Origin of the sequence: Amycolatopsis thermalba (assembly GCF_023376025.1) — a bacterium.
GTDB lineage: Bacteria > Actinomycetota > Actinomycetes > Mycobacteriales > Pseudonocardiaceae > Amycolatopsis_E > Amycolatopsis_E thermalba.
Window position 1 is genome coordinate 5208469 of record NZ_CP091196.1, and the last position, 25952, is coordinate 5234420.

Consider the following 25952-nt stretch of genomic DNA (forward strand, 5'->3'; position numbering starts at 1 on the left):
GACCGCCTCCCCCGCCGCGCCGTCGAAGCAGACGCAGCATAACCCGGCTCGCCCGCGACCGACGGTGACCGAGCGGCCCGATTTGCCGGAACGGGTATTTCGGCCTTATCGCCGGGTGCCTCGCGCGGCCTACCGTGTCCGGCACGAGCGGAAGAAGGGCGGATGCCATGGAGATCAACCGGATCGGGCGCGAGGTGAGCGTCCTGAGCGACCAGGCCGAGGTGCCCGGCATCGGCTTCCTCCCGGTCAACGCGTTCGTCCTGCACGGCGCCGAACCGGTCGTCGTCGACACCGGGCTGAGCCTGCCCGGCCGCGGCTTCCTGGACGCCCTGGGGACGGTGATCGACCCCGCGGACGTGCGGTGGATCTGGCTGACCCACCCGGACCGCGATCACACCGGCGCGCTGTTCGACCTGCTCGAGCTGGCGCCGCGGGCCCGCTTGGTCACCACCTACCTGGCGATGGGCATCATGTCGACCGAGCGGCCGCTGCCGGTCGACCGGGTGTTCCTGCTCAACCCCGGCCAGTCGCTGGACGCGGGCGGCCGCCGCCTGACCGGATTCCGGCCGCCGCTGTTCGACAGCCCGGCGACGGTCGGTTTCTTCGACCACAGCAACGGGGTGTGCGTCAGCTCGGACTGCTTCGGCGCCCCGATGCCCACCCCGGAACTCGCCACCTGCGACGACGTGGCGAACGCCCCCGCGGAGGCGCTGCACGCCGGCCAGCTGCTGTGGGCCACAGTGGACAGCCCGTGGGTGCACAACGTCGACCGGGACCGGTACCTGGCGACGATGGCGCCGCTGCGGGAGTTCGACCCGGCGGTCATCCTGAGCACCCACCTGCCCCCGGCGCCGGGGCGCGCGGCGGAGTTCCTCGACCGGGCCGCCACGGCTCCGGATGCCGACCCGTTCGTCGGCCCGGACCAAGCCGCGCTGGAGGAACTGCTGGCGACCTTCGAACCGGCGCCGCCCGTGGTCACCTAACCGAAGAGCAGCGCGCTGCCGTGCGCGCGTTTGAAGTACAGGTGCGCGTCGTGTTCCCAGGTGATCGCTATTCCGCCGTGCAGCTGGATCATCTCGGCGGCGGCGTGCTGGAACGCCTCCGAGCACACCAGGCGCGCCGTCGCCGCGTCCGCCTCCAGGTCGTCGCCGGTCAGGGCGCCGTACAACGCCGACCGGGCGGCTTCCACGTGCACGTGCACGTCGGCCATGCGGTGCTTGAGCGCCTGGAAACCCCCGATCGGACGGCCGAACTGGCGCCGCTGCTTGGTGTACTCGACGGTCAGCTCCAGCGCCCTGGCCGCGGCCCCGACCTGCTCGGCCGCCAGCGCCACGACCGCGAGCGCACGCAGCCGCCCGAGGTCGAATCCGCCGGTGTCCAGCCGTCGCGCCGGGGCGGCCTCAAGCGAGACGACCGCCAGCCGCCGGGTCGGGTCGAGGGTGGTCACGGGCTCGCGGCGGGCGTCCGCCGGGGTGACCTCGAACAGGCCCGGGCCCTCCGGCGTGCGCGCCACCACGAGCAGGACGTCCGCGAGGTCGCCGTCGAGCACGTAGTGCGCCCGGCCGTCGACCCGCCCGTCCGCGAAGACGCACGCCGGGGACCACCGTCCGTCCTCACCGGACCAGGCCAGCGCGGCCACGCTGCTCCCCGCGGCGATGCCGGGCAGCAACCGCCGGCACGCCTCGTCGTCGCCGGTCAGCAGCAGCGCCTGCCCGCACAGCACCGCCGAGCCGAGCATCGGGGCCGGGGTCAGCGTGCGCCCCAGCTCCTCCAGCACCACGCACGCCTCGGCGAGCGTCGCGCCGGCACCGTCGTACTCCTCGGGGATCGCCAGGGCCGCGACGCCGATCTGCTCGCACAACGTCGACCACAGCTTGTCGTCGTACCCCAGCGGGGACGCCATCGCGGCGCGCACCGCCGCCGGCCCTGACCGCCGCGCCAGCAACGTCCGCACGGACTCCCGCAGCGCCCGCGCCTCCTCCGTCCACATCGGATCGACCCGGCTCATGGCGTCAGCACCCGCTCGCGGTGGAACCCGCCGTCGCCCCACGCGCCGATCAGGGCACGCACCTTGGTCAGCCGCAGCCCGAGGTCGTGTTCGGCGGTGTAGCCGATGGCGCCGTGGACCTGCAACGCGGTGCGGGCGGCCAGGTAGGCGGCGTCCCCGGCCTTGACCTTCGCGGCCGAGACGTCCCGCGGGCTCAGGGTCACCGCGGCGCCGTGCACCAGGGGCCGGGCCAGTTCGAGGTGGGTGGCGACGTCGGCCAGCAGGTGCTTGACCGCCTGGTACTCGCCGATCAGCCGCCCGTACTGGCTGCGTTGCTTCGCGTAGGCGACCGCGGCGTCCAGCAGCCACTGCCCGGCGCCGAGCAGCTGCGCGGCCACCGCGAGAACGCCCAGGTCGAAGGCCCGGCCGTCGGTCGCCGGCGCGGAGGTGCCGAGCCGGAACAACCGCCGGACCGGATCCACCGACTGCACGAATTCCCCGTGCCCGGCCGGTGCGGCGGTGCCCGCGCCGAGATCCACCACCAGGCCGGCGATGTCGGCGTCGAGTGCCAGCGGCACGTGTGGCGGGGCGAGCACCGTGGCGAAGACCTCCCCCGCCGCCAGGGCGGGCCACCACGACCCGGCCGCCTCGACGGCGGGCGCGACCGCGGCCGTCTCGACGAGCGGGCCGGGCACGGCGTGGTAGCCCAGGGCCTCGAAGGCCACCACCAGGTCCACCGGTGAAGCGCCGAGCCCGCCGTGGCCTTCGTCGATCAGCAGCGCCGGCACGCCCAGTTCGGCCAGGCCACGCAGCACCTTGAACCCGGGTTCGTGCCGTCCCTGCGCCCACGCCCGGGCCGCGCCCACCGGGTCGGCGCCGGTGAGGAAGTCGTGCAGACTCGCGGCGAAGTCCTGCTGCTCCGCCGACAACGCGAACCTCATCGGCGGGCCTCCCTGGGCAGTTTCAGCAGCCGTTCGGCGATGGTGTTGCGCTGGATCTGGTCGGTGCCGCCGTAGATCGGGCCGGCGAGGGAGAACAGGTAGCCGTCCACCCACGCGGGGTCGGTCTCACCGTACGGGCCGAGGAGGTCCAGCGCAGTCTCGTGCAGGGCGACGTCCAGGTGCGACCAGAACAGCTTGTTCACACTGGACTCCGGCCCCAGCTCCCCGCCCTCGGCCAGCCGGGACACGGTGCCGAACGTGTAGAGCTGGTAGGCCCGCGCCCCGATCCAGGCGTCGGCCACCCGGTCCCGCGCCGCGGCCGGTTCCCCCTCCGCACGCCACAAATCCACGAGCCGGCCGGCGGCGGCGAGGAACCGGCCGGGGCTGCGCAACGACAGGCCGCGTTCGTTGTTGGCGGTGGTCATCGCGACCCGCCAGCCCTGCCCCGGCTCGCCGATCACGTCCTCATCCGGCACGAACACCCGGTCCAGGAAGATTTCGGCGAACCCCGGCTCCAGGTCCAGCTGCGGGATGGGCCGCACCGTCACGCCCTCGGCGCGCAGGTCGAACATGAAGTACGTCAGCCCGCGATGCCGCTGCTCCGCCGGATCGGTCCGGAACAGCCCGAACGCGCGATCGGCGAACGCGGCCCGGGAGCTCCAGGTTTTCTGCCCGGACAGCAACCAGCCGCCGTCGGTGCGCACCGCGCTGCTGCGCAACGCCGCGATGTCCGACCCGGCCTCGGGCTCGGACCACGCCTGCGCCCACACCTGCTCACCCCGCGCCATCGCGGGCAGGATCCGGTCCCGCTGCTCGGCCGTCCCGTGCGCGAACAGCGTCGGCCCGAGCATGAAGATCCCGTTCTGGCTGACGCGTCCGGGTGCGCCCGCGGCGTAGTACTCCTCCTCGAACAACACCCACTGCAACAGCGACGCGTCCCGGCCGCCATACTCGCGCGGCCACGACACGACCGACAACCGCGCGTCGGCCAGCTGAGCCTCCCACTCGCGGTGCGCCGCGAAGCCTTCCGCGGTATCCATGGACGGGAGCGTGGGCACGTGCTCGGCCAGCCACTCCCGCACCTCGTCGCGGAACGCCGCCGACTCGGGATCGATGTCCAGGTCCACTCACGCCCCCTTGTTCGCGTCCCGCATCGAGCGCGCGTCCTGCCCGCCCAGCGAATCCGTCGAAGTCTCCGCGTTGTGCGCGTGGGCGAAGTGGTGCAGCCCGAACACCGAGTCCATTCCGGACCGCAGCCCCATCAGGTCCTCGGCCTGGTTGACCGCCTTCTTCGCCAGCGCCAGACCGAACTGCGGCATCTCCGCGATCTTGTCCGCCAGCTCCAGAGTGCGCTGCGCCAGCTCCGTCCGCGGCACGACCCGGTTGACCATTCCCCATTCCCTCGCCTGCTGCACGCTGAACCGCTCCCCGGTGAACAGCACCTCCTTCGCCGCCCGCGGCCCCAGCACCCACGGGTGCGCGAAGTACTCCACCCCCGGAATGCCCATGCGCACCACGGGATCGGCGAAGAACGCGTCGTCGGAGGCCACGATCAGGTCGCAGATCCAGGCCAGCATCAGCCCGCCCGCGATGCACGCCCCCTGCACCGAAGCGATCATCGGTTTCGGGATCTCCCGCCAGCGGCGGCACATCCCCAGGTACACCTCGGACTCCCGGGCGAACCGCTGATCCCCGCCCTCCCTTGTGGTGTGGTCCCACCACATCACCGCGCGCCGCTCGAACGACTGGTCCACGTCCCGGCCGGGCGTGCCGATGTCGTGGCCCGCGGAGAAGTGCTTGCCCTCCCCGGCCAGCACGATCACCTTCACCTCGGCGTCGTTCACCGCCCGGGTGAACGCGTCGTCCAGCGCGTAGGTCACCGCCGAGTTCTGCGCGTTGCGGTACTCGGGGCGGTTCATCGTCACCAGCGCCACCGCGCCCCGGCGCTCGTAGCGGACCACCGGTTCACTCATGCCTGCTCCTCACCTCAGCTGCCGCTTCAGCACCTTGCCGGAAGCGTTGCGGGGCAGCTCGCCGACGAACTCGACGAGCCGCGGGACCTTGTAGTTGGCCAGCCGCTCCCGGCAGAACCCGATCACCTGCTCGGCGGTCAGCCCGTCGCCGACGACGAACGCCTTGCCGACCTCGCCCAGACGCTCGTCCGGCACCCCGACCACGGCGACGTCGCGCACGCCGGCCAGCTCGGTGAGGGCGTGCTCGACCTCGGCCGGGTAGACGTTGAACCCGCCGCAGATGTACATGTCCTTGAGCCGGCCGGTGATGGTCAGGTTGCCGCCGTCGTCGAGCACGCCGACGTCGCCGGTGCGTAGCCAGCCCTGTTCGTCGATCGCCTGCGCGGTCGCCTCGGGGTCGTCCAGGTAGCCGAGCATGACGTTGGGCCCGCGGACGACGACCTCCGCGCCGCGGATCGCCACCTCGAACCCGGCGGTCGCGCGCCCGGACGTGCTCGCGACCAGCTCGGCGTCGTCGCCGGGCCGGCACATGGTCACCACCACCGCCTCGGTGAGCCCGTAGGCGGTCAGCACGGTCTCGAACCCCAGCTCGGCGCGCATCCGCCGGACCAGCGACGCGGGCACGGTCGCCGCGCCGGTGACGGCGAGCCGCAGCGACGAGGTGTCACCGCGGTCGGGCTCCTGGAGCAGTGACTGGAAGATCGTCGGCGCGCCGGGCAGCACGGAGATCCGCTCGCGTTCGATCACCCCGAGCGTGGTCCGCACGTCGAAGACCGCCTGGGGCACGATCGTGGCCCCGGTCAGCAGGCACACCACGATCCCGGCCTTGTAGCCGAAACTGTGGAAGAACGGGTTGATCACCAGGTACCGGTCGTCGGCGGTGACGCGGCCGCACTCCGCCCACGCGGCGGCCACGTCGACCACCTGCCGGTGCGCGGACAGCACGCCCTTCGAGCGGCCGGTGGTGCCGGAGGTGAACAGGATGTCGCTGACGTCGTCCGGCCGGACGGCGTCCGCGCGGACTTCGGCGTCGGCTACGGGCACCTGCTCGGCGAGCGCGAGGAACTCGTCCCAGCCGAGGGTGCCTTCGACCGGGCGGTGCGGTTGTTCGAGCGGGACGCGGACGACGGTGCCGAGGTCCGGCAGGGCGGCGCCGGTCGCCCGGATCGCGGCGTGCCGGTCGGCGCCGAGGAAGTCGGCCGCGACGACCAGCGCCTTGGCCCGGCTGCGGGCCAGCAGGTCCACGGTCTCGGCGGCGGTGAACCGGGTGTTGACCGGCACCAGCACCGCGCCCGCGTACAGCGCGCCCAGCGCCGACAGCACCCAGTGGCGGGTGTTCGGGAGGTTGATCGCGACCCGGTCACCGGGTCCGATCCCGCGGGCCAGGAACGCCCGGGCCACGGTCTGAACACGTTCCAGAAGCTGCCCGAAATCCAGCCGCACGCCGCCGTCGACCAGCGCCTCGGACGTGCCGAACTTCGCGGCGGCATCGCGGACGACGGCCGGGATCGTGGTCTGTCCCACCGCACCCTCCCCTGGACCGAGAAACTAGAACGTGTTCTCATTACCCTAGGTGGCCCGGAGGCCTGGCAGCAAGGAGGCGTGCGTTGGAGCTGACGCGGTTCCGCCGTGAGGTCGCGGACTGGCTGGCGGACAACCTGACCGGTGAGTTCGCGCGGCTGCGTGGGCTGGGCGGGCCGGGGCGCGAGCACGAGGCGTTCGAGCTGCGGCTGGCGTGGGAGCGGCACCTGGCGGCGGCGGGGTGGACGTGCGTGGGCTGGCCGGCCGAATTCGGCGGGCGCGGGTTGTCGCTGGAGGAGCAGGTGGCCTTCCACGAGGAGTACGCGGCCTCGGGGGCGCCGGCGCGGGTCAACCACATCGGGGAGCAGTTGCTGGGGCCGACGTTGATCGCGTTCGGCACGCCGGAGCAGCAGAGCCGGTTCCTGCCGAAGATCGTGGCGGTCGAGGAACTGTGGTGCCAGGGCTACTCCGAGCCCGGTGCCGGGTCGGATCTGGCGGCGGTGTCCACCTCGGCGGAGCTGCGGGACGGCCAGTGGGTGATCAACGGCCAGAAGATCTGGACGTCGCTGGCGCACGTCGCGGACTGGTGTTTCGTGCTGGCGCGCACCGAGCGGGGGTCTCAGCGGCATCGCGGCCTGTCCTACCTGCTGGTGCCGCTGGAACAGGACGGGGTGACGGTCCGCCCGATCCAGCAGCTGACCGGCACCTCGGAGTTCAACGAGGTCTTTTTCGACGACGCCCGCACCCCCGCGTCGATGGTGGTCGGCGAGCCGGGCGAGGGGTGGCGGATCGCGATGGCCACCCTCGGGTTCGAGCGCGGGGTGTCCACGCTGGGGCAGCAGATCGGGTTCCGCCGCGAACTCGACGGAATCGAGGCGGCGGCCAAACGCCTGGGCACCTGGGACGATCCGCTGCTGCGCGCCGATCTGGAGCGCGCGCGGATGGGCCTGCGGGTATTGCGGGCGCACGCGCTGCGGACGCTGGGTCAGGCCGCGGGGCCGGAGGTCGCGGTCGGCAAGCTGATGTGGGCGCAGTGGCATCGCCGCCTGGGCGAGCTGGCGGTGCGGGCGCGGGGCGCGCGGTCGCTGGTGGCCGAGGGCGAGCTGGACGAGTGGCAGCGGCTGTTCCTGTTCACCCGGGCCGACACGATCTACGGCGGCTCGGACGAGATCGAACGCAACATCATCGCCGAGCGGGTGCTCGGCCTGCCCAAGGAGGCCCGTTGATCCCCCACTACCCGCCCGGGCACGACCTGCTCGCCGGCAAAGTCGTGGTCGTGACCGCCGCCGCCGGCACCGGCATCGGCTCCGCGGTGGCGAAACGCTGCCTGGAAGAGGGCGCGAGCGTGGTGATCAGCGACTGGCACGAACGCCGCCTCGCGGAGAAGGCCACCGAGCTCGCGGAGCTGGGCAAGGTGCACGCGATCGCCTGCGACGTCACCGACGAGGAGCAGGTGCAGGCGCTGATCGCGGGTGCGGTGGGGCAGTTCGGCCGGATCGACGTGATGATCAACAACGCCGGGCTCGGTGGCACGAAGTCGGTGCTGGAGATGACCGATGAGGAATGGTCCCGGGTTCTCGACATCACGCTGACCGGCACGTTCCGCTGCACCCGGGCGGTGTTGCGGCAGTTCGTGGAGCAGGGCGGTGGTGGGGCGATCGTCAACAACGCCTCCGTGATCGGCTGGCGCGCCCAGGCCGGGCAGGCGCACTACGCCGCCGCGAAGGCCGGGGTGATGGCGTTGACCCGGTGTTCCGCCCTGGATGCCGCCGAACACGGGGTGCGGATCAACGCCGTCGCACCGAGCCTCGCGATGCACCCCTTCCTCGCCAAGGTCACCAGCGACGAGCTGCTGCACGAGCTGGAGCAACGAGAGGCGTTCGGCCGCGCCGCGCAGCCGTGGGAAGTCGCCAACGTGATGGTGTTCCTCGCCAGCGACTACGCCTCCTACCTGACCGGCGAGGTCGTGTCCGTGTCCAGCCAGCACCCCTAGGGAGCCGTTGTGCCTGAAGCATTTCTCCTCGACGCCGTGCGCACCCCCGTCGGACGGCGTGGTGGCGCGCTGTCCGGATGGCACTCCGCCGACCTGGGCGCGCACGTCATCCGCGCCGTGGTCGAGCGGACCGGGGTGGACCCGGACCTGGTCGACGACGTGATCCTCGGCTGCACCGACACCCTCGGCCCGCAGTCCGGCAACATCGCGCGCACCGCGTGGCTGGCCGCCGGGTTCCCCGACCACGTGCCGGGGGTGACCGTGGACCGGCAGTGCGGGTCCAGCCAGCAGGCCGTGCACTTCGCCGCGCAGGCCGTGCTGTCCGGCACCCAGGACCTGGTGGTGGCCGGCGGGGTGCAGAACATGAGCCGCATCCCGATCAGCGCCGCGATGCTCGCCGGGCGGGAGTACGGCTTCGACGACCCGTTCTCCGGCTCGAAGGGCTGGCAGGAGCGCTACGGCAGTGTCGAGGTGTCGCAGTTCCGCAGCGCCGACATGATCGCCGAGCACTGGGACATCACGCGCGAAGCGATGGAGGCCTACGCGCTGCGCAGCCACCAGCGCGCCCTCGACGCCATCGACTCCGGACGGTTCGCCGCGGAAATCGTGCCCGTGGACGGCTTCGAGGTTGACGAGGGCCCGCGCCGCGACACCAGCCTGGAACGCATGCGGGGCTTGAAGCCGCTCAGCGACGGGTCGCGCCTGACCGCCGCGGTGGCGAGCCAGATCTCCGACGGCGCCAGCGCGGCCGTCCTCGCCTCGGAGAAGTTCGTGCGGGAGCACGGGCTCACGCCGCGGGCGCGCATCCACCACATCTCGGTGCGGGCGGCGGATCCGGTGTGGATGCTCACCGGCCCCATCCCCGCGACCGCGCACGCCCTGCGCAAGACGGGACTGACGGTGGACGACATCGACCTGTTCGAGGTCAACGAGGCCTTCGCCAGCGTGGTGCTGGCCTGGCTCGACGAGACCGGGGCGGATCCCGCGCGGGTGAACGTCAACGGCGGCGGGATCGCGCTGGGCCACCCGATCGGCGCCACCGGCACGAAGTTGCTCGCCACGCTGCTGCACGAGCTGGAACGGCGCGGTGGGCGCTACGGGTTGCAGACCATGTGCGAGGGCGGCGGCACCGCGAACGTGACGATCATCGAATGGCTCTGATCAGGCGGTGCCCAGGCGGTGGAGGATCTCCTCCGCCTGGGTGACCGTGACCTGCACGATCTCGGCCACCGTCGGCAGGTCGTCGATCATCCCGACCACCTGGCCGGACGCCAGCACACCCGCGTCGGTGCGGCCGTCGACCAGGCCGGCGCGCAGCAGCATCGGCGTGTTGGCCGCCATCAGGATCTGGCTCCACGTCATCTCGTTGCCGTGCTTCATCGCCAGCCCCTCGCGCACCATCGCGGGCAGCGACAGCCCGGTGATCCGCCGGAACCGCAACGCATTGCGGAGGGCTTGGATGGTGCCCCGGACCCGCCCGGTGTCTTCCAGCTTGTCGACCAGCTCAGTGCGCAACACGCGGTGCGGCAGCCCGTCGACGCGTTCGGTCACCACCGTCCCGGCCAGGCCCTGCGCGAGGTAGACGCGCTTGACCTCCTCGGGCACGGTGCTTTCCTTGCTGAGCAGGAACCGCGTGCCCATCGCCACCCCCGCGGCCCCGTAGGCGAGTGCGGCGGCCAGTCCGCGGCCGTCGAAGAACCCGCCCGCCGCGACCACGGGAATGTCCACGGCGTCGAGCACCGAGGGCAGCAGGAGGGTGGTGGCCACTCCCCCGGTGTGGCCGCCGCCCTCGCCGCCCTGCACGATCACCGCGTCCGCGCCCCAGGCGGCGACCTTCTCGGCGTGCCGCGCGGCTCCGACCGACGGGATCACCACGACGCCGTGGTCGCGGAGTTTGGCGATCATTTCCTTGCGCGGCGCCAGCGCGAAGGAGGCGACTTTCACGCCCTCGCGGATGAGCAGGTCGACCCGCTCGGGAGCATCAGCGGCGTCGGCGCGGAGGTTCACGCCGAAGGGCTGGCCGGTGCGGTGTTTGACGTCTGCGATCGCGGATTCGAGTTCGGGGTAGGTCATGGTGGCCGAGGCCAGGATGCCCAGCCCGCCGGCTTCGGCGGTCGCCGAGACCAGGCGGGGTCCGGCGACCCAGCCCATGCCGGTCTGCACCACCGGATGCCGCACCCCGACGAGCCGGGTCAGGGCGGTGTCCAGGGTCATGACGGCACTTCCTTGTCCCGCAAGCCCTTCGGATCGAGCACCTCGCGGATGAGCCGGAGCTCCTCCTCGGTGGGTTCGCGGCTGGTAGCCGCGCTGGAGAGATCGATCTCGAAGGAGGTGGCAGCGGTGATCTCCTCGGGCGTGACACCGGGGTGCAGCGAGACGGCGCGCATCGAGCGATCCGGGGTGGCGAAATCGAACACGCCCAGGTTGGTCACCACGCGGTGCACGTCGTGGTACTTCAGTCCGGCTTTGGCGGCGTTGTCGTAGCCCACGCCCGACACGATGTCCACGCTCTCGACGAACACCCGGGGGCTGTGCCGCGGGACCCAGTAGCTGGTGCGGTGGTTGGCCGTGTTGCCCGGCGCGCCCCGCACGCCGAGGAGCTGCTTCGCCGGGCGGGTGTGGTCGCCGATGGCGGAGATGTTCTGGTTGCCGAACTTGTCGATCTGGTTGGCGCCCATCACCACGTGACGCCGCCCGTGCGGGACGATGGTGTCCAGCATCTTGCGGAACGGCTGCCAGCCTTCCACGTTCCCGTCGGCGTCGATCAGGTAGGCCTCGCCGTCGGAGAGCAGCAGGTCGGGTTCGAAGGTCAGGCGGGCGAGTTTCGCGCCCAGCGAAGGGATGTAGCCCATGGGGCTGGCCACGATTTCGCCGTCGCCACGGAAGAGTTCGGCCACCGCCACCACGGCGATCTCGGCCCGGGTCGCGCTCATGCCGCCGCCTCGAATCGATCCACTTCGGACAGGTACTGCCGTTCGTCGCCGGACAGGAACCGGTCGACGAACCCCGGCCAGGCGTCCAGGTCCTTGGCGCAGGCCACGTAGTGCTTCTGGAACCGTTCATCCCGGCCGTAGTCGGGCACCGCGGTGGTGAAGTGCGCGCCCCGCGGGGCTTCCACCACACCGTCCACCGAGCCGCGGTTCAGCAACAGCGACTGCACCGGCCCAGCCAGCTCCGCGGTGTCCACCACCTTTTCCACCGAGACGAAGCGTTTCTTCGCCGCCAGGCAGAACAGATCGTCGAAGTAGGGGTCCGGGCCGAGGTACTGGGCGTTGCCGCGGGCGTCGGCGCGGTTGAGGTGCACCAGCGCCACATCCAGGTCCTGCGCGGGCACCGCCACCAGCTCTTCGCCGTCGGCGTAGGGCGACCGCACCGTGCGCAACTCCGGGTTCACCCGCATCACGTCGGAGCCCAGCCCGGCCCGCAGTGGCAGGAACGGCAATCGTTGCGCGGCTGCGGACAGGGCGGCGGCGAACATGCCCTCGTCGTATTCGGTCACCTCGATCGCCCCGGTCTCGCGGGCACGGCCGAACCACGGGTCGAACGGGATCGAGTCCAGCGTGACGAACCCGAACACCACCCGCCTGACTTTCCCGGCCGCACACAACAGGCCCACATCCGGGCCGCCGTAGGACACCACGGTCAGGTCCTTCACGGGAGTGCGCAGCAGAGCACGGACCAGGGCCATCGGCTTGCGGCGCGAGCCCCAGCCGCCGATGCCGATGGTCATGCCGTCGCGAACCTCCGCCGCGACCTCGTCGGCGGTCATGCGCTTATCGGCCATTCAGGAACTCCTCACGGGCCTCGTCCGACGCACCGAGCAGGTTCAGCTCGAAGGTGAACCCCTGCTCGAACCGGTAGCTGCGGTGCACGTGCTGGGTGTCGATGCCGTTCAACGCCTCCTTCGCCGCCCGGATCACCCGGGGGTCCTTGGCCGCGATGTCCCGCGCCACCGCCAGCGCCGCCTCGTCCAGCTGCTCGCGCGGCACCACCTGGTACACCGAGCCGTGCCGGTGCAGCTCGGCCGCGGTGATCGTGCGCGCCGTGAAGTAGAGGGTGCGCATCAGGTGCTGCGGCACCAGCCGGGCCAGGTGGGTCGCCGCGCCCAGAGCGCCCCGCTCCACCTCCGGTACCCCGAACGTGGCGTCCTCCGAGGCGATCACCACGTCCGCGTTGCCGACCAGGCCGATCCCGCCGCCCAGGCAGAACCCGTGCACCGCCGCCACCACCGGCACCGCGCAGTCGTACACCGCACCGAACGCCGCGTAGCAGCCCTTGTTCGCCCCCACGAGTGCTTCGTAGCCCGCGGTGCGCTGGATCTCCTTGATGTCGACCCCGGCGTTGAACCCCCGGCCCTCCGCGCGCAGCACCACCGTGTGCACGTCCGGATCCTCTCCGGCGCCCCGCACGGCGGCGGCCAGGTCGAACCAGCCCTGCACCGGCAGCGCGTTCACGGGCGGGAAATCCACGGTGACGATCTCGACGTGACCGTCCCGTTTGGTCAGAACCGGCATCAGCTCGCTCCGTACACGGGTTCGGGCGCGGGCGCCTCGGCGATCAGTTTCTCCACCACCGGCCCGAGTTCCCCCGGTTCCCAGCGGCTGCCCTTGTCCACCGACGGGCCGTGCCGCCACGCCTGCGCCAGCGACACCTTGCCACCCTCGACCTCGAACACCCGGCCCGTCACCGCGCCGGACTCCGCACTACCGAGCCACACCACCAGCGGCGAGATGTTCTCCGGCGCCATCGCATCGAACCCCTCATCGGGGCGGGCCATCGTCTCCGCGAACACCTCCTCGGTCATGCGGGTGCGTGCCGAGGGGGCGATCGCATTCACCGTCACGCCGTACCGCTGGAGCTCCGCCGCCGCGACCACCGTGAGCCCGGCGATCCCCGCCTTCGCGGCCGAATAGTTGGACTGCCCCACACTGCCCAGCAGGCCCGCGCCGGAACTGGTGTTGACCACCCGCGCGCTCGGCATCCGCCCGGCCTTCGCCTCCGCGCGCCAGTACTCCGCCGCATGCCGCAGCGGGGCGAAGTGGCCCTTGAGGTGGACTCGGATCACCGCGTCCCACTCGTCCTCGCCGAGGTTGACCAGCATCCGGTCCCGCACGAACCCCGCGTTGTTGACCAGCACGTCCAGCCGGCCGAACCGCTCCACCGCGGTGCCGATCAACGCCCGCGCCCCGGCCCAGTCGGCGACGTCGTCGGTGTTCGCCACGGCCTGGCCGCCCAGCGCCTCGATTTCGGCCACCACCCGGGCGGCCGGACCGTCCCCGGTCGCGGAACCATCGAGGGCCACGCCGACGTCGTTGACCACCACCCGCGCGCCCTCGGCCGCGAACGCCAGCGCGTGCGCCCGCCCGATGCCGCGCCCGGCGCCGGTCACCACGACCACGCGGTCCTGGCACAACCCCGTCATGAACCCTCCCTGTTGACATCCGCGGCCGCCTGGAACGCGGGCGCCTCACCACCGCCGTGCACCTGCAACGTCGCCCCCGACACGTAGGAAGCCAGCGGGGAAGCCAGAAACGCCGCGCACTGCCCGATCTCCTCCGGCTCGGCCAGCCGTCCCAGCGGCACCGTCTTCCCGACCGCCGCCACGTCGCTGCCGTAGTGCAGGTGTGACTGCTCGGTGCGCACCATCCCGACGTCGAGCGCGTTGACCCGCACCTTCGGCGCCCACTCCACCGCCAGGCTCGCCGTCAGGTTGTCCAGCCCCGCCTTCGCCGCGCCGTACGCGGCCGTTCCCGGCGAGGGGCGGGTCGCGGACACGCTGGAGATCATCACGATCGACCCGCCACCGTCCTGGCGCTGCATGACCGCGTTCGCCTGCTGCGCCACCAGCAGCGGGGCCAGCAGGTTCAGCTGCACGATCTTGTCGTGGAACCGCGGCGACGCCTCGGCAGCGGAGGCGAACGGACTTCCACCCGCGTTGTTCACCACCACGTCCAGGCGACCGTGCTCGGCCACGATCCGGGCGATCAGCGCCTCGACCTGCTCCGGCTCCCGCACATCGCAGGCGACGAACTGCCCCACCGGCGCCTCCGGCTCGCGCCTGGCGCAAGTCACCACCCGTGCGCCCTGCGCCGTGAAGACCTGGCTGATGCCCCGGCCCACGCCACGCACGCCCCCGGTCACCAGAACCACGGCGCCGGCCAAACCCAGATCGGTCTCCACGGACCCAAAACTAGAACATGTTCTCATCATGGACAAGCTTGGTGAGCCGAGACTGGGTCACACGGCGTGAGAACCGGTTTCGATCCGGGTGCGGATCGCCCAGCGGGCGGCCGGGATCGTGCCCAGCCCGGCGGCGAGGAACACCGCGGCGAGCACGAACCAGCCGGGCCGGCCCCAGGTGCCGACCAGCAGCGTCATCAGCGCGGGGCTGAGCATCTGCGCGGCCGCCTGGGCGGTGGCGGCGAGGCCCTGGTAGCGGCCGGTCGCGCCGGGCGGGGTGAGGTCGAGCGTGAGCGCCCACTTCGCGGCGATGAACCACAGCTCGCCGGCCAGGTGGGCGGCCGTGGCGAGCAGCACCAGCCCGGCAGCCAGGGCACCGCCACCCCCGCCGGTCGCCGCGGACAGCAGGCAGGCCAGCGCCAGCGCGCCGCCCGACCACGCCGCCCGCGCGGCGCCGTGCCGGGCACCGGTGCAGCCGCGGCTCGCCACGACCTGCAGGAGCGCCACGCCGAGCGAGTTGACGATCACGACCACGCCGGCGAGCCCGGCAGGCAGGTGCGTGTTCCGGACCAGCCACAGCGGGAGCGCGGTCGAGACCAGGCCCCAGCACAGGGACAGCAGGCCGGTCGTGGAGACCACCGCGAGGAACGCGGGATCGGCGAACAGGGTGCGCGGCTTGCTCGCGCGTGCGACCGGCCGCACCGCGGGCACCCGGGTGAGCAGGGCGGCGTAGATCAGCGAGGTGACCGCGTCGACGGTGATCAGGACGTGGAACGCGGCCGGGCTGCCCAGCGTCAGGCAGGCGGCCCCGGCCGCGGCGCCGACGGTGTAGCCGAGGTGGCTGGCGACGCGCTGCCGGGCCAGGTGCGCCACCCGGGTCGCCTCGTCGGCCAGCTGCGCGACGTAGGCGGTGCGGACACCGGCGGTGGCGCGTTCGGCCGTGGTGTTGACCACCGCGACGGCCAGGAACACCGCGACGTGCTGGGCGAACACGAACGCGGCCATCGACACGCCCTCGATCGCGATCAGGGCGATCAGCAGCTCCCGCGGCCCGATCCGGTCCGCGAGCGCGCCGACCGGAGTCGCCGCGAGCAGGCCCGCGCCGCCGGCGAGCATCAGCCCGAGGCCGACGACCGGGGCGGGCAGCCCGGCGACGGTCGTGAAGTAGACCGCCCACGTCGTGTACCAGGCGCCGCCGCCCGCGGTGGTGACCAGCACGCCGAGGGCCAGCACCCGGAACGGGCCGGGCGGCGGGATCTGCTCCTGCCAGTAGCGTCGTAGCATCACATAGACCTATCACGTATCCGTGAAACGTGAAAGTCGATGGTAGGCTGTGGGGGTGACCTCCCTCGGATGGACGAGCGCGGAACAGCCGGTGGTGGCGACGGTGACCGGGCTGGCGCGCGAGCTGGCGGACCCGATCCGGCTGACCGTGCTGCAGCTGCTCGCGCACGAGGGGCCGCACGGCATGACCCAGCTGGCGGACATCCTCGGCGTGACGCCGGCGCGGCTGGGCAACCACCTGGCGAAGCTGCGCCAGGCCGGGCTGGTGGTCACCTCGCAGAGCGGGCGGCACGTCACGTACCGCCTGAAGGACCCGTCGATCACCGCGGTGCTGGACGCGCTGGCCGACTACGCGGGCGGTGCGCTCCCCGTGCCCGGCCCGGCGGCGCCGCCGGAGCGGCTGTGCTACGACCACGCGGCGGGGCGGCTCGGGGTGGCCGTGCTGGACCACCTGCTGGCCGCGGACGCGCTGCGCCGCCGGGCCGACACCGACGAGCTGGAGCTGGGCCCGCGGGCGGCGCAGGTGCTGGACCGCCTGGGGATCGACGCGGCCGAGCTGGCCGGAAGCCGCCGCAAGACGGCGACGAGCTGCCTGGACCGGACGCTGCGCCGGCCGCACCTGGGCGGCGCGCTGGGGCAGGCGATCCTGGCGCGGCTCCGCGCGGAGAAGCTGGTGGAGATCGACCAGGACGGCCGGACGCTCACCCTCCGCCCCGGCGCCCCCGAGCGGCTGGCCGGGCTGCTCCCGGGCCTGACCTTGGAGCGGTGAGGCCGCCGGTCCACACGGACAGGTCCGCCTCCCGGCTCCCGCGGGGCGGCACCGGAATACTGGACCCAGACCCGGGGTTGACCGGGTGCGAGCCGGACTACTCGGTGAGAGGTGATGCGAGATGCGGACGTTCGTGCTGGCCGGCGGGTGCTTCTGGTGCCTGGACGCGGTCTACCGGACGCTGCGCGGGGTGCAGGACGTGGTGTCCGGCTACACCGGTGGCGAGACGGCACAGCCGACGTACGAGCAGGTGTGCACCGGGCGCACCGGGCACGCGGAGGCGGTCGCGGTGACGTTCGACGAGACGGTCATCCCGGCCGAGGCCATCCTCGACGTCTTCTTCACCCTGCACGACCCGCGGCAGCTCAACCGCCAGGGCGCCGACGTCGGCACGCAGTACCGCTCGGCGATGTTCCCCGCCGACGACCAGCAGCGCGCCGAGTTCGAGGCCGCGATCAAGCGCGCCGGCGACTGGTGGGACGGCGAGATCGTCACGACGCTGGAGCCGCTGGGCGAGTTCCACCGGGCCGAGGAGTACCACCAGGACTTCTTCGCGAAGAACCCCGGCCAGGGCTACTGCCTCGCGGTCGCGCTGCCGAAGGTGAACAAGGTGCGCCAGTCCTTCGCGCAGTACGTGATCTGACCTCAGCGCTCGACGAACGCGGCGAGCTTGGCCAGCGCCATCCGGGTCCCGGTCTCGTTGTCCGCGGGGGCGACCGAGGCCGGGATCCCGTCGTGCCGGATCACGACCTCGGTGCCGCCGTCGGCGTCGGCCAAGGTGGTCGTCATCGTCATCGCGCCCCGGGACGCCGGGTCGGGGCTCTCGAACTCGATGACCTCGACCACGCGCCGCCCGGGTTCGAGCGCGGCGAAGTGGCCGGTGTAGGTGTCGGTGCGGGCGCCGGACTTGCCTTGGCGGCCGGGGTCGTCGTAGATCAGCGAGACCCGGAACCGCCCGCCTTCCCGCGGCTCGAACTCGTGCACCCGAGCGGTCATCCCGTCCGGGACCCGCCAGGTGGCGATCGCCGCGGCGTCGACCAGGGCACGGTAGACCTCGGCGCGCGGTGCACGCACGAAGCCGGAAACGCTCGTCGATGTCACGGCAACACCTTGGCGCGACGGCCCGCTGGTGTCCAGCCGCTGCCCGCGTTCGCCCCGGTGCGCGACCCGCTGCCGCGGAGGGCACCGCACCTAGCGGCCGGCGAAGGCGGCCTTGCGCCGCTCGAGGAACGACCGGTTGCCTTCCTTCCGTCGGCCGTGGCGAACAGGCGCGTGACTGGTCGATGGCGGCGGCGACTTCCTGGACGAGACCGAGGCGGTGGGTCTCGGCGGCGTCGAACTCGTCGCCGGTGAGCATCCAGCGCATGGCGTTGCCCCAGCCAGTTTCGCGGGAAAACGCAGGGTTGCGCCGCCGAACGGGTAGATGCCGCGGCGGACCTCGAGCTGGGATAAGCGGGCGTCGCGGCTCGCGACCCGGATGCCGGCGGCAAGGAGCAGCTCGATGCCGAGCGTGAGCACCCACCCCTGCGCAGCGACCGCCGGGGTGGTCGAGTTCCCGTCCAGGCGCCACGGATCGCGGCCGCCGTCCGGGGAGAGCCCGGTGCCCGCCTGGATCGCCCGGCCAACGTCGGCCAGGTCCAGCCCGGCGGTGAAGTGCTCGCCGCGCGCGAACAGCACACCACAGCGCAGGCCATCGTCCGACTCGAGCAGGGCGTAGGCACGGGAGGGGTCATGCAGCATCGCGAGGTCGAACGCGCCGTGGCCGGCGACCACAGCCACCGGCGCCAGGCCGCGCACCTTGTCGAGGGCCCGCAGCCACGCGTCGATGCCGCCGCCGAGCCCGCCGTCGGCGGGGTACTGGTGCACAGTTTCGTGGGCGACGTCGCCGGCCGTGACCAGCCCGAGGTCGGGCACGTGCAGCACGGTGGAGTCGCTGTGACCGGCCTCGACCGGGATGAGCGGATGTCCTTCCAGCACCAGAGCTTCGGAGGGCGCGGCTGGGCGATCACCCGGTAATCGGGTATCTGGCCGACCACAGCTGCGGCTCTCCCGTGGGGAGCGTGCCGGTGGTGGGAATGGGCTCGGACACGAAAAGTGGATCGACCTGCTCGCGGATCCTTGACGCGCGCGTAGGTGTTGACCCGCGGTGCGGGCGGGCGGACGATGGCCTCTCCCGAGTCTGTGAAGGAGCGGGACATGACTTTCGTTCAGGTCATCGAGTACAAGACCACGCAGCCGGAACGCATGAGCGACATGCTGGACCGCTGGCTGGCCGAGACGCAGGGCAAGCGGACGGCCACCCACGCGGTCCTGATGAGCGACCGGGAACACCCGGGCACCTACATGGAGTTCGTCGAGTTCCCGTCCTATGAGGACGCCATGCGCAACTCGTCGCTGCCGGAGACCGACCGGTTCGCGAAGGAGATGATGCAGCTGTGTGAGGGCGAACCGGTGTTCCACAACCTGGACGTGGTACGGGACGAACGCCTCTGACCGACCGGTGCGCGAACCGTCCTACGCGGACCGCCAACGCCAGCCCGCCCGGCGCAGCGTCTCCGCGCGGGCCAGCACGCTCTCCATCCGCGCCGCGGCCTCGGCCTCGTCCCAGTAGCGGTCGGCGGCCGTCGTCTGGGCGTCGTGCTTGCGGTAGAGCACGCTGGGCTCCGCGATGAACTCCCCCGGCGCCACCGCCTCGGCCGCCAGCAGCAGCCCGACGGTCTCCGCACCGGTCAGCGCCGGCCACCCGCCCAGGGCGCGGACCAGGTCCGTGTGCGCGGCGAACGTGTTGGCCTGCACGGACAACCGGTCGCCGGCCTGTTCGGCGTAGAACCGGCCGGGCGCCACCGGTCCGGCGGGCGGGTCGTAGGGGCCGGGCCGCGTCGAACCGTCCGGCAGCAGGTCGACACACGCCGACGTGCACCACGCCACCCGGCCCAGCGCCTCGATGTCGCGGGCCAGGGCGCCGGGCAGCAGGACGTCGTCGGCGTCCAGGGTGCGCACCACCGAGCCGGTCGCGCGCGCGAGCGCCATCGTCCGGGCCACCGCCGCACGACCGGGCAACCCGGACCCGGGCAGCACCCGGTCGTCGGGCGGCAGGGCGTCGAGCACGCCGCTGTCGCCGTCCTCCTGCAGGCACCACTCCCACTCCCAGCCGGACGGGAGCACCTGGTCCCGCAGCGAGGCGTAGGCCTGCCGCAGGAAGTGGTGCCCCCCGCGGTGGACGGCCGTGATCACGCTGACCTTCGGCAACGAATCCCCCAGATCGAGACGATGTCCGCCCATCAAACCAGGTCCCGGCCGGCGCGTCGGCTACCCGGCCGTCCCGCTCGGGGTCAACGCACGTCAGGGCGCCCCCCGGTCGTCGGCGCGCCCCTCGCGGGAACCGGCAACTTCTCCGGCGACATCCCGACGCTGACGCTGCGCACCGACGACATCATCTGCGACGCCGAGGCGGCGTCCGGCCCGCCCGGCTACCTGTGGCAGCCGCGACGGCCCCTGGCCCCGGCGAACGCCAGAACCTCACGGTGCATGCGAGAAATACCCGTCAGCTTCGGCCGATCACACATGGTCGGCCAGGAAGTCGGTCATCTCTTGGACCACGGCCGAGACGGAGGAGCGGCACGCCTCCGTCGTGAGAAAGGCGTGCGACAAGCCGTCCGCAACGGTGAACTGGTGCTCTATCGAAGCATCCTTCAGGCGGGCCGCCAGAAGTTCCGATTGCGGCCGGTACACGGAATCGTCGGAACCGACGACGAGGTAGGTCGGCGGCAGGACGTGCGCCGAACGAATCGGGCTGACCCGGGGATCTCGCAGCCTCTCGGTGGTCACGTCGACATAGGAGGCCAGACGGGTGGCGGCGCGATCATCCGCGGCACTCCCGATCAGGTATTCGAGGTCGAACACACCGTATGCGAACGCCGCGGCGGATATTCTCAGGTCACTCCGAGCCGACGCGAGTTGCGCGGCAACGGCGGCACCAAGATTGGCACCCGCCGAATCGCCGGCGATGACGAGGCGTCGAGGGTCTGCGTGGTAACTCGATGCGACCTGCGCGACCCAGTGCACAGCGTACGTACAGTCCTCGAAAGCCGCCGGAAAGGGATACTGTGGACACAGCCGGTAGTCCACTCCAGCGACCAGGAATCCCGCTTGCGCGAAACGAAGGGTGACGTTCCGGTAGTCCCGCGAGCAACCACTGCTGAACCCACCACCGTGGAGGTACAACAGGACGGGGTGCGGTCCGCGCCCGGCGGGCTCGATGACCTCACCGGTGACTTTGACGCCGTCGACCTCGCGGATCAGCGTATTCTCCCGTATTGCGTCGAGGCCGGGGATTGATTCAGCAGTGGTGACAGCCTGCGGAGCGGGAGCGAGCATGGCGACCTCCGGGCGAGACACGTCATCCTACGGGCCGTTTCATCTGCTGGACCAGCGGCCTCAACCAGTAGAATTTAGACGTGCACATGCGTCGTCGCAACCCGCGCTCCAGCGGGCGCCGCGCAGTCGGAGCTCAGTGTCACAGGTCCATCACAGCGGCGGTCGGCGGCCAGGGCTCCCGTCCCTCGCCACTCGTCGGCTCACTTCGGTTCGATCAGATGATCGAGCAGCTCGGACACCCCGCACTGAGGCGACGTGGCGACCAGTTCGAGTGCGCGCGAGAAACTGACGCCGAGTCGAACCGCGAGGTCGGTACCGACGAGCTGGGAGTTGTAGCGGATCCCCGGCGACAGCGACCCGTCCGGGTTCATGTTCACGTTGAAGTTGAGCCCACTGGTCGCCGCGAACCGTCTTCCGTCACCAGTGAGCGACCACGCGCTCAGCGGAAACGGACGAACCCGGAAAGTAGGATCATCCGCCGGAGGCGGCATCGCCTGCCGCCCGTCTTGGTGCGCCTTCATGACGTTGACGGTCACGTCGAAGATGGTGGCCTGGTCCGCTCCCAGGGAACGCTCGACCAAGCCGAGCGGGACCTGAAGGTGCGAAGCTCTGGCCACTTCGCGGCGAGCGAGCCCCACCGCCTCGCCCACTGTCGCTCCGGCCCGCAACTCGCAAGGCAGGGTCACGTAGTTGAACACCGGCCCGACAAGGGGCAGCAGTTCGGGCCGCGCTCGGTTCGCCGAGACGAATCCGATCAGGATCGCGCCGCCGAGATACGGGTAAAGGGTCGCCGACACCGCGGTAAGAACCGACGAGGCGAGAATCCAATCGCTGCCACTGAACGCCCGATAGAGCTGAGAAACCGCGTCCGGCCGGACCGCGGGAGCCGGCTGTGGCACCATCTCGAAGCCGTCGTCGGCCCAGTTCGGCAAGCGTTGCTGCTTGACGCCGCAGGACCGAAGCGCCTCGAAGTACCGTTCGTCGAAGTCGTCCGCCGAAAGGGCGCGTTCCCAGCTGGCGTAGTCGCCGAACTGAATCTCCATGGGCGGCAGCGTTGCGTCGCAGGCCGCGGTCAGGCTTCTGCAGATCCGTTCGAAGTCCCGCGCCACGATGGCGGTGGACCACGCGTCGGCCAGCACGTGGTGCAGGGTCAGCACCACGACATGCCGTCGCTCCGCGAGCTTCACGACACCCGCCCTCCACGGCGAGCCGGCCGACAGGGAAAACCCGGCCTGCCAGTGTGGCGCGGCGAGGTGCAGCAGCTCGTCCCACGGCGAACCGGATCGCGACAGGTCTGCAGACCAGAAGGTGACGTCAGCAGCGTTGCGCACCACCTGGCACACCTGATCGTCGCGAGCGGCGAAAGATGTTCGCAGTATCTCGTGCCGATCGGCGAGAAGATGAAGTGTGCGTACGAGCACATCCGGATCGGCACAACCGGTCACCTCGATGATCAGGGGAAGGTTGTGGCTGGACTGGATGGACCGGTGCGCCCGGTACCAGGACTCCTGCAGGTACGACGCCGGACAACGGATTTCCGGATCGTCGGTCATCGAAACCCCCGGGTCGGAGTTCGTGTGCGTCGAGAGATTCGCCGTCACTGCGAGCAGGCGAGCTCGTCGAGGCAAGTCAGAAGCCTTCGTCCGGCCGCGCGTGCGACGTCATCCGGGATCGCCGCTGTGTTCACGATCAGCGATACGCCGAGTCCCCCGCCGGCGGGGAAGTCGAACTGGAAGTTCAACGCGCCCATCAGGCCCGCTCCGTTGGGGAGCCGGATTCGTCGGCCGTCCATTCTGAGAGTCAGCTCGTCGAACAGGACCGATACCTCGCCGACGTTGCCCGATGGATGACGTTGGTAGTCCCTGCAGTTGACGGTCACGTCGACAAGGTGGTGGTTGACGTCCGTCAGCCTTTCGTTGCTCAGTGAATGGATGGCACTGAGCGTGATCTGCCGGTCATAAGCTTCCGATACTTCACGGTCGAAGCGGCCGATGAGTTCGCTCCATGTCAGGTCCGGCGCGGTCGCCAGTCTCAGGGGCAGCGTGTCCTCGATTTCCCCGACAGTTCGGCGCAGCTCCGGCAGGTGCCTGTTCGCGGTCACGAAGCCGACGCGCAGGGAGTCGCGCGCGAGTTCGGTCACCGACCTGACGGTGGCAGCACCCAGCAGACGCGGTAGCGTCGTGCCCCGGTTCCGCGCCTGTCCGCCCAGCTTTCCCGCGACCCGGCTGTCGATGTCGGCTACCGAGAAGACCTGGAACATCCCGCCGGTGACACGGTGGCTGTCGTCGAGCCGCAGGCCGTCCTGATCCAACGCGAGCCGGCGGTACCAGCGTTCGACATCGCGTGCGACCGTGGTCTCCCTCTCCCACACGGCGTAGTCCGCCGGCTGGATTTCGACCGGTGCGAGACGGGCCGGGCGGTTCTCGGCACGCGATCGGTAAAGCTCGGTGAGGTCGTGAATCAGCAACCCGCGCGACCACCCGTCGCACACCGCGTGATGCAACGCGATCACGACGTATTCGCGTGCCTTCGTGTCGTGGTACAGCGCGATCCGGACGAGGGGGCCACCATCGAGGCGGAAAGGTTCGAGAACTGCCCGCGACAGCGTTTCGTCTCGCTCGCCCTCGATCGGGTGCTCGACGAAATCCAGTCGCGGCGTGCGCGATTCGTCGACTACCTGGACCACCGCGCGTTCCTGCCGGCGAAAACTGGTCCGCAGGGCCTCGTGCCGATGACCAAGACATCGGACAGCGTCGTCGAGCGCCGCCCTGTTGAGCACCTCCCGCGCTTCGAGCACGATCCCGTTGTTGAAATCGGACCACCCGCCGTTGGTCGTCCGGAAGTACCACTCCTGCCGGAACGTGGCGGGGAAGCAGAATCCGGGAGATGCCTCTGTGCGCATGGTTCAGGACTCGCTCGCGGGTTCGTTCCCGAGCGCCGGCGAGGTCGGCCCGGCATCCCGGACTCGCCGCCGCACCGGTCTGATCCGGCCGGCGCCGGCGTTCTCGATCAACGGCGCTTTCTCGACCATGGCCGTGAAATCGTGGACGTTCGCCGCATCGAACACGTCTCGTTGCGTGATGCGCCGGTGCAGGTCGGTGCGGATCCGGCTGACCAGTTCGATGGCCGCCAGAGAGCCGCCGCCGAGATCGGTGAAGCCGGCGCGGTCGTCGGCGACCTGGTCTCCGAGGGCCACCTGCCAGAGCGCGCGCACCCGTCCGGCGAGGTCTGCCTGCTCCGTTGCAGCGCCGGCAGCCACCGATGCGGCGAGGCTGTCCCTCAACTTCGCTTTGACGATCTTGCCCATGGGGTTTCGCGGGAACTCCTCGACCACCACGATGTGGCGCGGCGTCTTGGGGTGGCCGAGCCTGTCTCGCACGTGTTCGCGCAGGGCGCTGAGCGATACGTCACCACTCGTGCGGACAGCGGCGGCGACGAGCTCGCCGAGCAGGGGATGGGGAATCCCGACGACAGCAACCTCGGAGATCCCGTCGAACTCGATGATCACCTTCTCCAGCTCGATCGTGGAGATGTTCATCCCGCCGGAAATGATCAGGTCGGCGCTGCGGTCCACGAGGTACAGGTAGCCGTCCTCGTCGACGTGCCCGATGTCACCGGTACGCACCCACCCGTCTCGCTTGAAGACATCCGTGGCACCTGCCGGAGGATCGAGGTATCTCCGCTGAGGTGCCCCTGGGGACCGGAGTTCGATGAACCCGTCGACCCCGGCAGGCTGCTCGGCCCCGTCGGCGTCGGTGATCCGCACCTGGCCGGTCGTCCGGCTGCGGCCGACGGAGTCGGGATGGCTGACGTCGTACCTGGTCCTGATCCGGGCAGGCCAGGACTCGGTGGTCGTGTACATGTTGGCTATCTCGGCACCGTGGAACACGTCCTGCAACTGACGCAATGTCGCCGGAGCGATGGGGGCGCTCATCGTGCGCACTGCTCGCACCGAGGAGAAGTCGAACTCGTGGGTCCGCGAGTAGTCGATCAGTGACAGGGCCAGTGTCGGAACTATTACGACATCGGTCGCTCCGTACTCCGCGATCGCGGACAGGAACGTTTCGTCGTCGAATTCCGGCATCGCGACGACCCGGTGCGGCCTCGCATCCAACGGTTGCAGCAGGAGCCCCTGCCCGGCGAGAGCCCCCGGCGGCAGGGCGTGGATCACTGTTTTGCACTCGCTGGTGTTCGCTGTTTCCGCATGCGTGAAAAGCAAGTTCTCGTGCGTGGCGACGATGCCCTTCGGAGCGCCGGTCGTGCCCGAGCTGAAGATTATTTCGGCGTCGTCGGCGGGGCCGACTTCGATCGCCGGCCCATCGCTCATCGTGGCCGGCGGCACACCACCGAAGCTCAGAATCCGCTCCGCCTCGATCCCGTCGGCGCGCTCGGTGACGACCGCGGCCGCATTCGACGATTTCACAACCGCGTTGAGGTGCCGTCGGCCGAGCTTTTCGATCACCGGGACAGCGACGGCGCCCGCTTTTTGAACAGCTACGTACGCTGTCGCGTATCCGATCCAGTCGGACGGACTGCAGGGCAGGACGACTCGGTCACCGCGCCTGATGCCGTGACTCACGAGGTGTTGTGCCGCCGAGCGGGATCTCTGATCCCATTCGGCGAACGTCAACGATCCCTGACCGGGGACCAGGAGGGCGATCTCGTCCGGACGATCTGCCGCGCGTGCTGCCAGCCGGGCCGGCACGGTCTTCGGTCCAGGCGCGAATTGTTCCGTGTGGCGGTACATTGTTTTCCTGTTCCAGGAAGATGTGTCCCAACAGGGCTGGGTCACCAAGCTAGCGAGGCCGGGTGGGCCTCGGTCATCCGTACCGCGCACGGTCTTGTCCGCTACGCGCATTCAGGCAGTTCAGTCACGTACTCCGGGCCCCGCGAGGGCGTCCGGCCACCTGTGGCAGAACCGCCACGG

General features: G+C 71.0%; 26 protein-coding genes. 7 read left to right on the forward strand and 19 right to left on the reverse strand.

Annotated features, from left to right (window positions below):
• Positions 1–167: 167 nt before the first annotated feature.
• Positions 168–983, forward strand: coding sequence for an MBL fold metallo-hydrolase (locus L1857_RS25310; RefSeq protein ID WP_094008159.1), 816 nt, complete (start codon positions 168–170; stop codon positions 981–983).
• Here the strand turns inward: L1857_RS25310 and L1857_RS25315 are convergent.
• Genes L1857_RS25315 through L1857_RS25335 form a run of 5 tightly spaced genes read right to left on the reverse strand, consistent with a single transcriptional unit; the run spans position 980 to position 6425 of the window.
• Complete coding sequence (locus L1857_RS25315; protein WP_240323142.1) at positions 980–2008, reverse strand: acyl-CoA dehydrogenase family protein; 1029 nt, start codon at positions 2006–2008, stop codon at positions 980–982. The two genes, L1857_RS25310 and L1857_RS25315, sit on opposite strands and share 4 nt — an antisense overlap.
• Positions 2005–2928: an acyl-CoA dehydrogenase family protein gene (locus L1857_RS25320; protein WP_249466471.1), complete on the reverse strand. Its 924-nt coding sequence runs from the start codon at positions 2926–2928 to the stop codon at positions 2005–2007. Before L1857_RS25320 ends, L1857_RS25315 begins: the two co-directional genes overlap by 4 nt.
• Positions 2925–4055 (reverse strand): acyl-CoA dehydrogenase family protein, encoded by a 1131-nt coding sequence (locus L1857_RS25325; RefSeq protein ID WP_094008161.1) that lies wholly within the window; start codon positions 4053–4055, stop codon positions 2925–2927. The genes L1857_RS25320 and L1857_RS25325 overlap by 4 nt, the downstream gene beginning before the upstream one ends.
• Positions 4056–4901 (reverse strand): enoyl-CoA hydratase, encoded by an 846-nt coding sequence (locus tag L1857_RS25330; protein ID WP_094008162.1) that lies wholly within the window; start codon positions 4899–4901, stop codon positions 4056–4058. It lies immediately after the preceding gene.
• 9 nt (positions 4902–4910) lie between these two features.
• Positions 4911–6425 (reverse strand): FadD3 family acyl-CoA ligase, encoded by a 1515-nt coding sequence (locus L1857_RS25335; RefSeq protein WP_116110358.1) that lies wholly within the window; start codon positions 6423–6425, stop codon positions 4911–4913.
• A gap of 83 nt (positions 6426–6508) precedes the next feature.
• On the opposite strand from L1857_RS25335, the gene L1857_RS25340 reads away from it, so the two are divergent.
• Genes L1857_RS25340 through L1857_RS25350 form a run of 3 tightly spaced genes read left to right on the forward strand, consistent with a single transcriptional unit; the run spans position 6509 to position 9576 of the window.
• Positions 6509–7648, forward strand: coding sequence for an acyl-CoA dehydrogenase family protein (locus tag L1857_RS25340; RefSeq protein ID WP_249466475.1), 1140 nt, complete (start codon positions 6509–6511; stop codon positions 7646–7648).
• Positions 7645–8415: an SDR family oxidoreductase gene (locus L1857_RS25345; protein WP_094008165.1), complete on the forward strand. Its 771-nt coding sequence runs from the start codon at positions 7645–7647 to the stop codon at positions 8413–8415. The genes L1857_RS25340 and L1857_RS25345 overlap by 4 nt, the downstream gene beginning before the upstream one ends.
• 9 nt (positions 8416–8424) lie before the next feature.
• The gene (locus tag L1857_RS25350; RefSeq protein ID WP_249466478.1) at positions 8425–9576 is read left to right on the forward strand and encodes an acetyl-CoA C-acetyltransferase; all 1152 of its coding nucleotides are present in this window, start codon (positions 8425–8427) and stop codon (positions 9574–9576) included.
• On the opposite strand, the gene L1857_RS25355 is transcribed toward L1857_RS25350, so the two are convergent.
• From L1857_RS25355 to L1857_RS25385, 7 genes are read right to left on the reverse strand one after another with little or no spacing between them, the layout of a single operon-like run.
• Entirely contained in the window at positions 9577–10623 is a 1047-nt protein-coding gene (locus tag L1857_RS25355; protein ID WP_116110392.1) for an NAD(P)H-dependent flavin oxidoreductase, read from the reverse strand. It lies immediately after the preceding gene.
• Positions 10624–10625: 2 nt separating this feature from the next.
• A complete protein-coding gene (locus L1857_RS25360) occupies positions 10626–11348 on the reverse strand; it encodes a CoA-transferase subunit beta (RefSeq protein WP_116110355.1) in 723 nt (240 codons plus the stop codon).
• Positions 11345–12199 (reverse strand): CoA transferase subunit A, encoded by an 855-nt coding sequence (locus L1857_RS25365; RefSeq protein WP_116110354.1) that lies wholly within the window; start codon positions 12197–12199, stop codon positions 11345–11347. The genes L1857_RS25360 and L1857_RS25365 overlap by 4 nt, the downstream gene beginning before the upstream one ends.
• The gene (locus tag L1857_RS25370) at positions 12189–12929 is read right to left on the reverse strand and encodes an enoyl-CoA hydratase family protein (RefSeq protein WP_094008169.1); all 741 of its coding nucleotides are present in this window, start codon (positions 12927–12929) and stop codon (positions 12189–12191) included. The genes L1857_RS25365 and L1857_RS25370 overlap by 11 nt, the downstream gene beginning before the upstream one ends.
• Positions 12929–13837 (reverse strand): SDR family oxidoreductase, encoded by a 909-nt coding sequence (locus tag L1857_RS25375; RefSeq protein ID WP_094008170.1) that lies wholly within the window; start codon positions 13835–13837, stop codon positions 12929–12931. Before L1857_RS25375 ends, L1857_RS25370 begins: the two co-directional genes overlap by 1 nt.
• Entirely contained in the window at positions 13834–14595 is a 762-nt protein-coding gene (locus tag L1857_RS25380; protein ID WP_094008171.1) for an SDR family oxidoreductase, read from the reverse strand. Before L1857_RS25380 ends, L1857_RS25375 begins: the two co-directional genes overlap by 4 nt.
• A gap of 57 nt (positions 14596–14652) precedes the next feature.
• The gene (locus tag L1857_RS25385) at positions 14653–15879 is read right to left on the reverse strand and encodes an MFS transporter (protein ID WP_249466481.1); all 1227 of its coding nucleotides are present in this window, start codon (positions 15877–15879) and stop codon (positions 14653–14655) included.
• A 55-nt stretch (positions 15880–15934) separates the two neighbouring features.
• Between L1857_RS25385 and L1857_RS25390 the strand changes: the two genes are divergently transcribed.
• Positions 15935–16648, forward strand: a complete 714-nt coding sequence (locus L1857_RS25390; RefSeq protein ID WP_158224474.1) for an ArsR/SmtB family transcription factor — start codon at positions 15935–15937, stop codon at positions 16646–16648.
• 121 nt (positions 16649–16769) lie between these two features.
• Positions 16770–17291, forward strand: coding sequence for a peptide-methionine (S)-S-oxide reductase MsrA (gene msrA, locus L1857_RS25395; RefSeq protein ID WP_116110351.1), 522 nt, complete (start codon positions 16770–16772; stop codon positions 17289–17291).
• 2 nt (positions 17292–17293) lie between these two features.
• Here the strand turns inward: msrA and L1857_RS25400 are convergent, their stop codons facing one another.
• Complete coding sequence (locus L1857_RS25400; RefSeq protein WP_116110350.1) at positions 17294–17749, reverse strand: SRPBCC domain-containing protein; 456 nt, start codon at positions 17747–17749, stop codon at positions 17294–17296.
• Between the two features lie 90 nt (positions 17750–17839).
• Positions 17840–18625, reverse strand: a complete 786-nt coding sequence (locus L1857_RS25405; RefSeq protein WP_205413212.1) for an enoyl-CoA hydratase-related protein — start codon at positions 18623–18625, stop codon at positions 17840–17842.
• 219 nt (positions 18626–18844) lie between these two features.
• Here L1857_RS25405 and L1857_RS25410 point away from each other — a divergent pair, with 219 nt between their 5' ends.
• On the forward strand, positions 18845–19141 hold the full coding sequence (locus tag L1857_RS25410; RefSeq protein ID WP_094008176.1) for a hypothetical protein: 297 nt from the start codon (positions 18845–18847) through the stop codon (positions 19139–19141).
• 21 nt (positions 19142–19162) lie between these two features.
• Here the strand turns inward: L1857_RS25410 and L1857_RS25415 are convergent, their stop codons facing one another.
• From L1857_RS25415 to L1857_RS25435, 5 genes are all read right to left on the reverse strand, one after another.
• The gene (locus L1857_RS25415) at positions 19163–19930 is read right to left on the reverse strand and encodes a glycosyltransferase family protein (RefSeq protein WP_205413211.1); all 768 of its coding nucleotides are present in this window, start codon (positions 19928–19930) and stop codon (positions 19163–19165) included.
• A 276-nt stretch (positions 19931–20206) separates the two neighbouring features.
• The gene (locus tag L1857_RS25420) at positions 20207–21046 is read right to left on the reverse strand and encodes an alpha/beta hydrolase (RefSeq protein ID WP_116110347.1); all 840 of its coding nucleotides are present in this window, start codon (positions 21044–21046) and stop codon (positions 20207–20209) included.
• Between the two features lie 179 nt (positions 21047–21225).
• Positions 21226–22578 carry a condensation domain-containing protein gene (locus L1857_RS25425; protein ID WP_143266241.1) on the reverse strand — a complete coding sequence of 451 codons (1353 nt, stop codon included), beginning with the start codon at positions 22576–22578 and terminating at the stop codon, positions 21226–21228.
• Between the two features lie 44 nt (positions 22579–22622).
• Positions 22623–23927 (reverse strand): condensation domain-containing protein, encoded by a 1305-nt coding sequence (locus L1857_RS25430; RefSeq protein ID WP_116110346.1) that lies wholly within the window; start codon positions 23925–23927, stop codon positions 22623–22625.
• 3 nt (positions 23928–23930) lie between these two features.
• Entirely contained in the window at positions 23931–25883 is a 1953-nt protein-coding gene (locus L1857_RS25435) for an AMP-binding protein (RefSeq protein ID WP_116110345.1), read from the reverse strand.
• Between the last annotated feature and the right edge of the window lie 69 nt (positions 25884–25952).

What these genes read in the sequence shown, in the direction of transcription:
- L1857_RS25385 (WP_249466481.1), bottom strand. Translation starts at nt 15,879, where the DNA reads ATGCTACGACGCTACTGGCAGGAGCAGATCCCGCCGCCCGGCCCGTTC.
- msrA (WP_116110351.1), top strand. Translation starts at nt 16,770, where the DNA reads ATGCGGACGTTCGTGCTGGCCGGCGGGTGCTTCTGGTGCCTGGACGCG.
- L1857_RS25425 (WP_143266241.1), bottom strand. Translation starts at nt 22,578, where the DNA reads ATGACCGACGATCCGGAAATCCGTTGTCCGGCGTCGTACCTGCAGGAG.
- L1857_RS25430 (WP_116110346.1), bottom strand. Translation starts at nt 23,927, where the DNA reads ATGCGCACAGAGGCATCTCCCGGATTCTGCTTCCCCGCCACGTTCCGG.
- L1857_RS25310 (WP_094008159.1), top strand. Translation starts at nt 168, where the DNA reads ATGGAGATCAACCGGATCGGGCGCGAGGTGAGCGTCCTGAGCGACCAG.
- L1857_RS25435 (WP_116110345.1), bottom strand. Translation starts at nt 25,883, where the DNA reads ATGCGCGTAGCGGACAAGACCGTGCGCGGTACGGATGACCGAGGCCCA.
- L1857_RS25370 (WP_094008169.1), bottom strand. Translation starts at nt 12,929, where the DNA reads ATGCCGGTTCTGACCAAACGGGACGGTCACGTCGAGATCGTCACCGTG.
- L1857_RS25315 (WP_240323142.1), bottom strand. Translation starts at nt 2,008, where the DNA reads ATGAGCCGGGTCGATCCGATGTGGACGGAGGAGGCGCGGGCGCTGCGG.
- L1857_RS25410 (WP_094008176.1), top strand. Translation starts at nt 18,845, where the DNA reads ATGACTTTCGTTCAGGTCATCGAGTACAAGACCACGCAGCCGGAACGC.
- L1857_RS25415 (WP_205413211.1), bottom strand. Translation starts at nt 19,930, where the DNA reads ATGGGCGGACATCGTCTCGATCTGGGGGATTCGTTGCCGAAGGTCAGC.
- L1857_RS25330 (WP_094008162.1), bottom strand. Translation starts at nt 4,901, where the DNA reads ATGAGTGAACCGGTGGTCCGCTACGAGCGCCGGGGCGCGGTGGCGCTG.
- L1857_RS25375 (WP_094008170.1), bottom strand. Translation starts at nt 13,837, where the DNA reads ATGACGGGGTTGTGCCAGGACCGCGTGGTCGTGGTGACCGGCGCCGGG.
- L1857_RS25320 (WP_249466471.1), bottom strand. Translation starts at nt 2,928, where the DNA reads ATGAGGTTCGCGTTGTCGGCGGAGCAGCAGGACTTCGCCGCGAGTCTG.
- L1857_RS25365 (WP_116110354.1), bottom strand. Translation starts at nt 12,199, where the DNA reads ATGGCCGATAAGCGCATGACCGCCGACGAGGTCGCGGCGGAGGTTCGC.
- L1857_RS25360 (WP_116110355.1), bottom strand. Translation starts at nt 11,348, where the DNA reads ATGAGCGCGACCCGGGCCGAGATCGCCGTGGTGGCGGTGGCCGAACTC.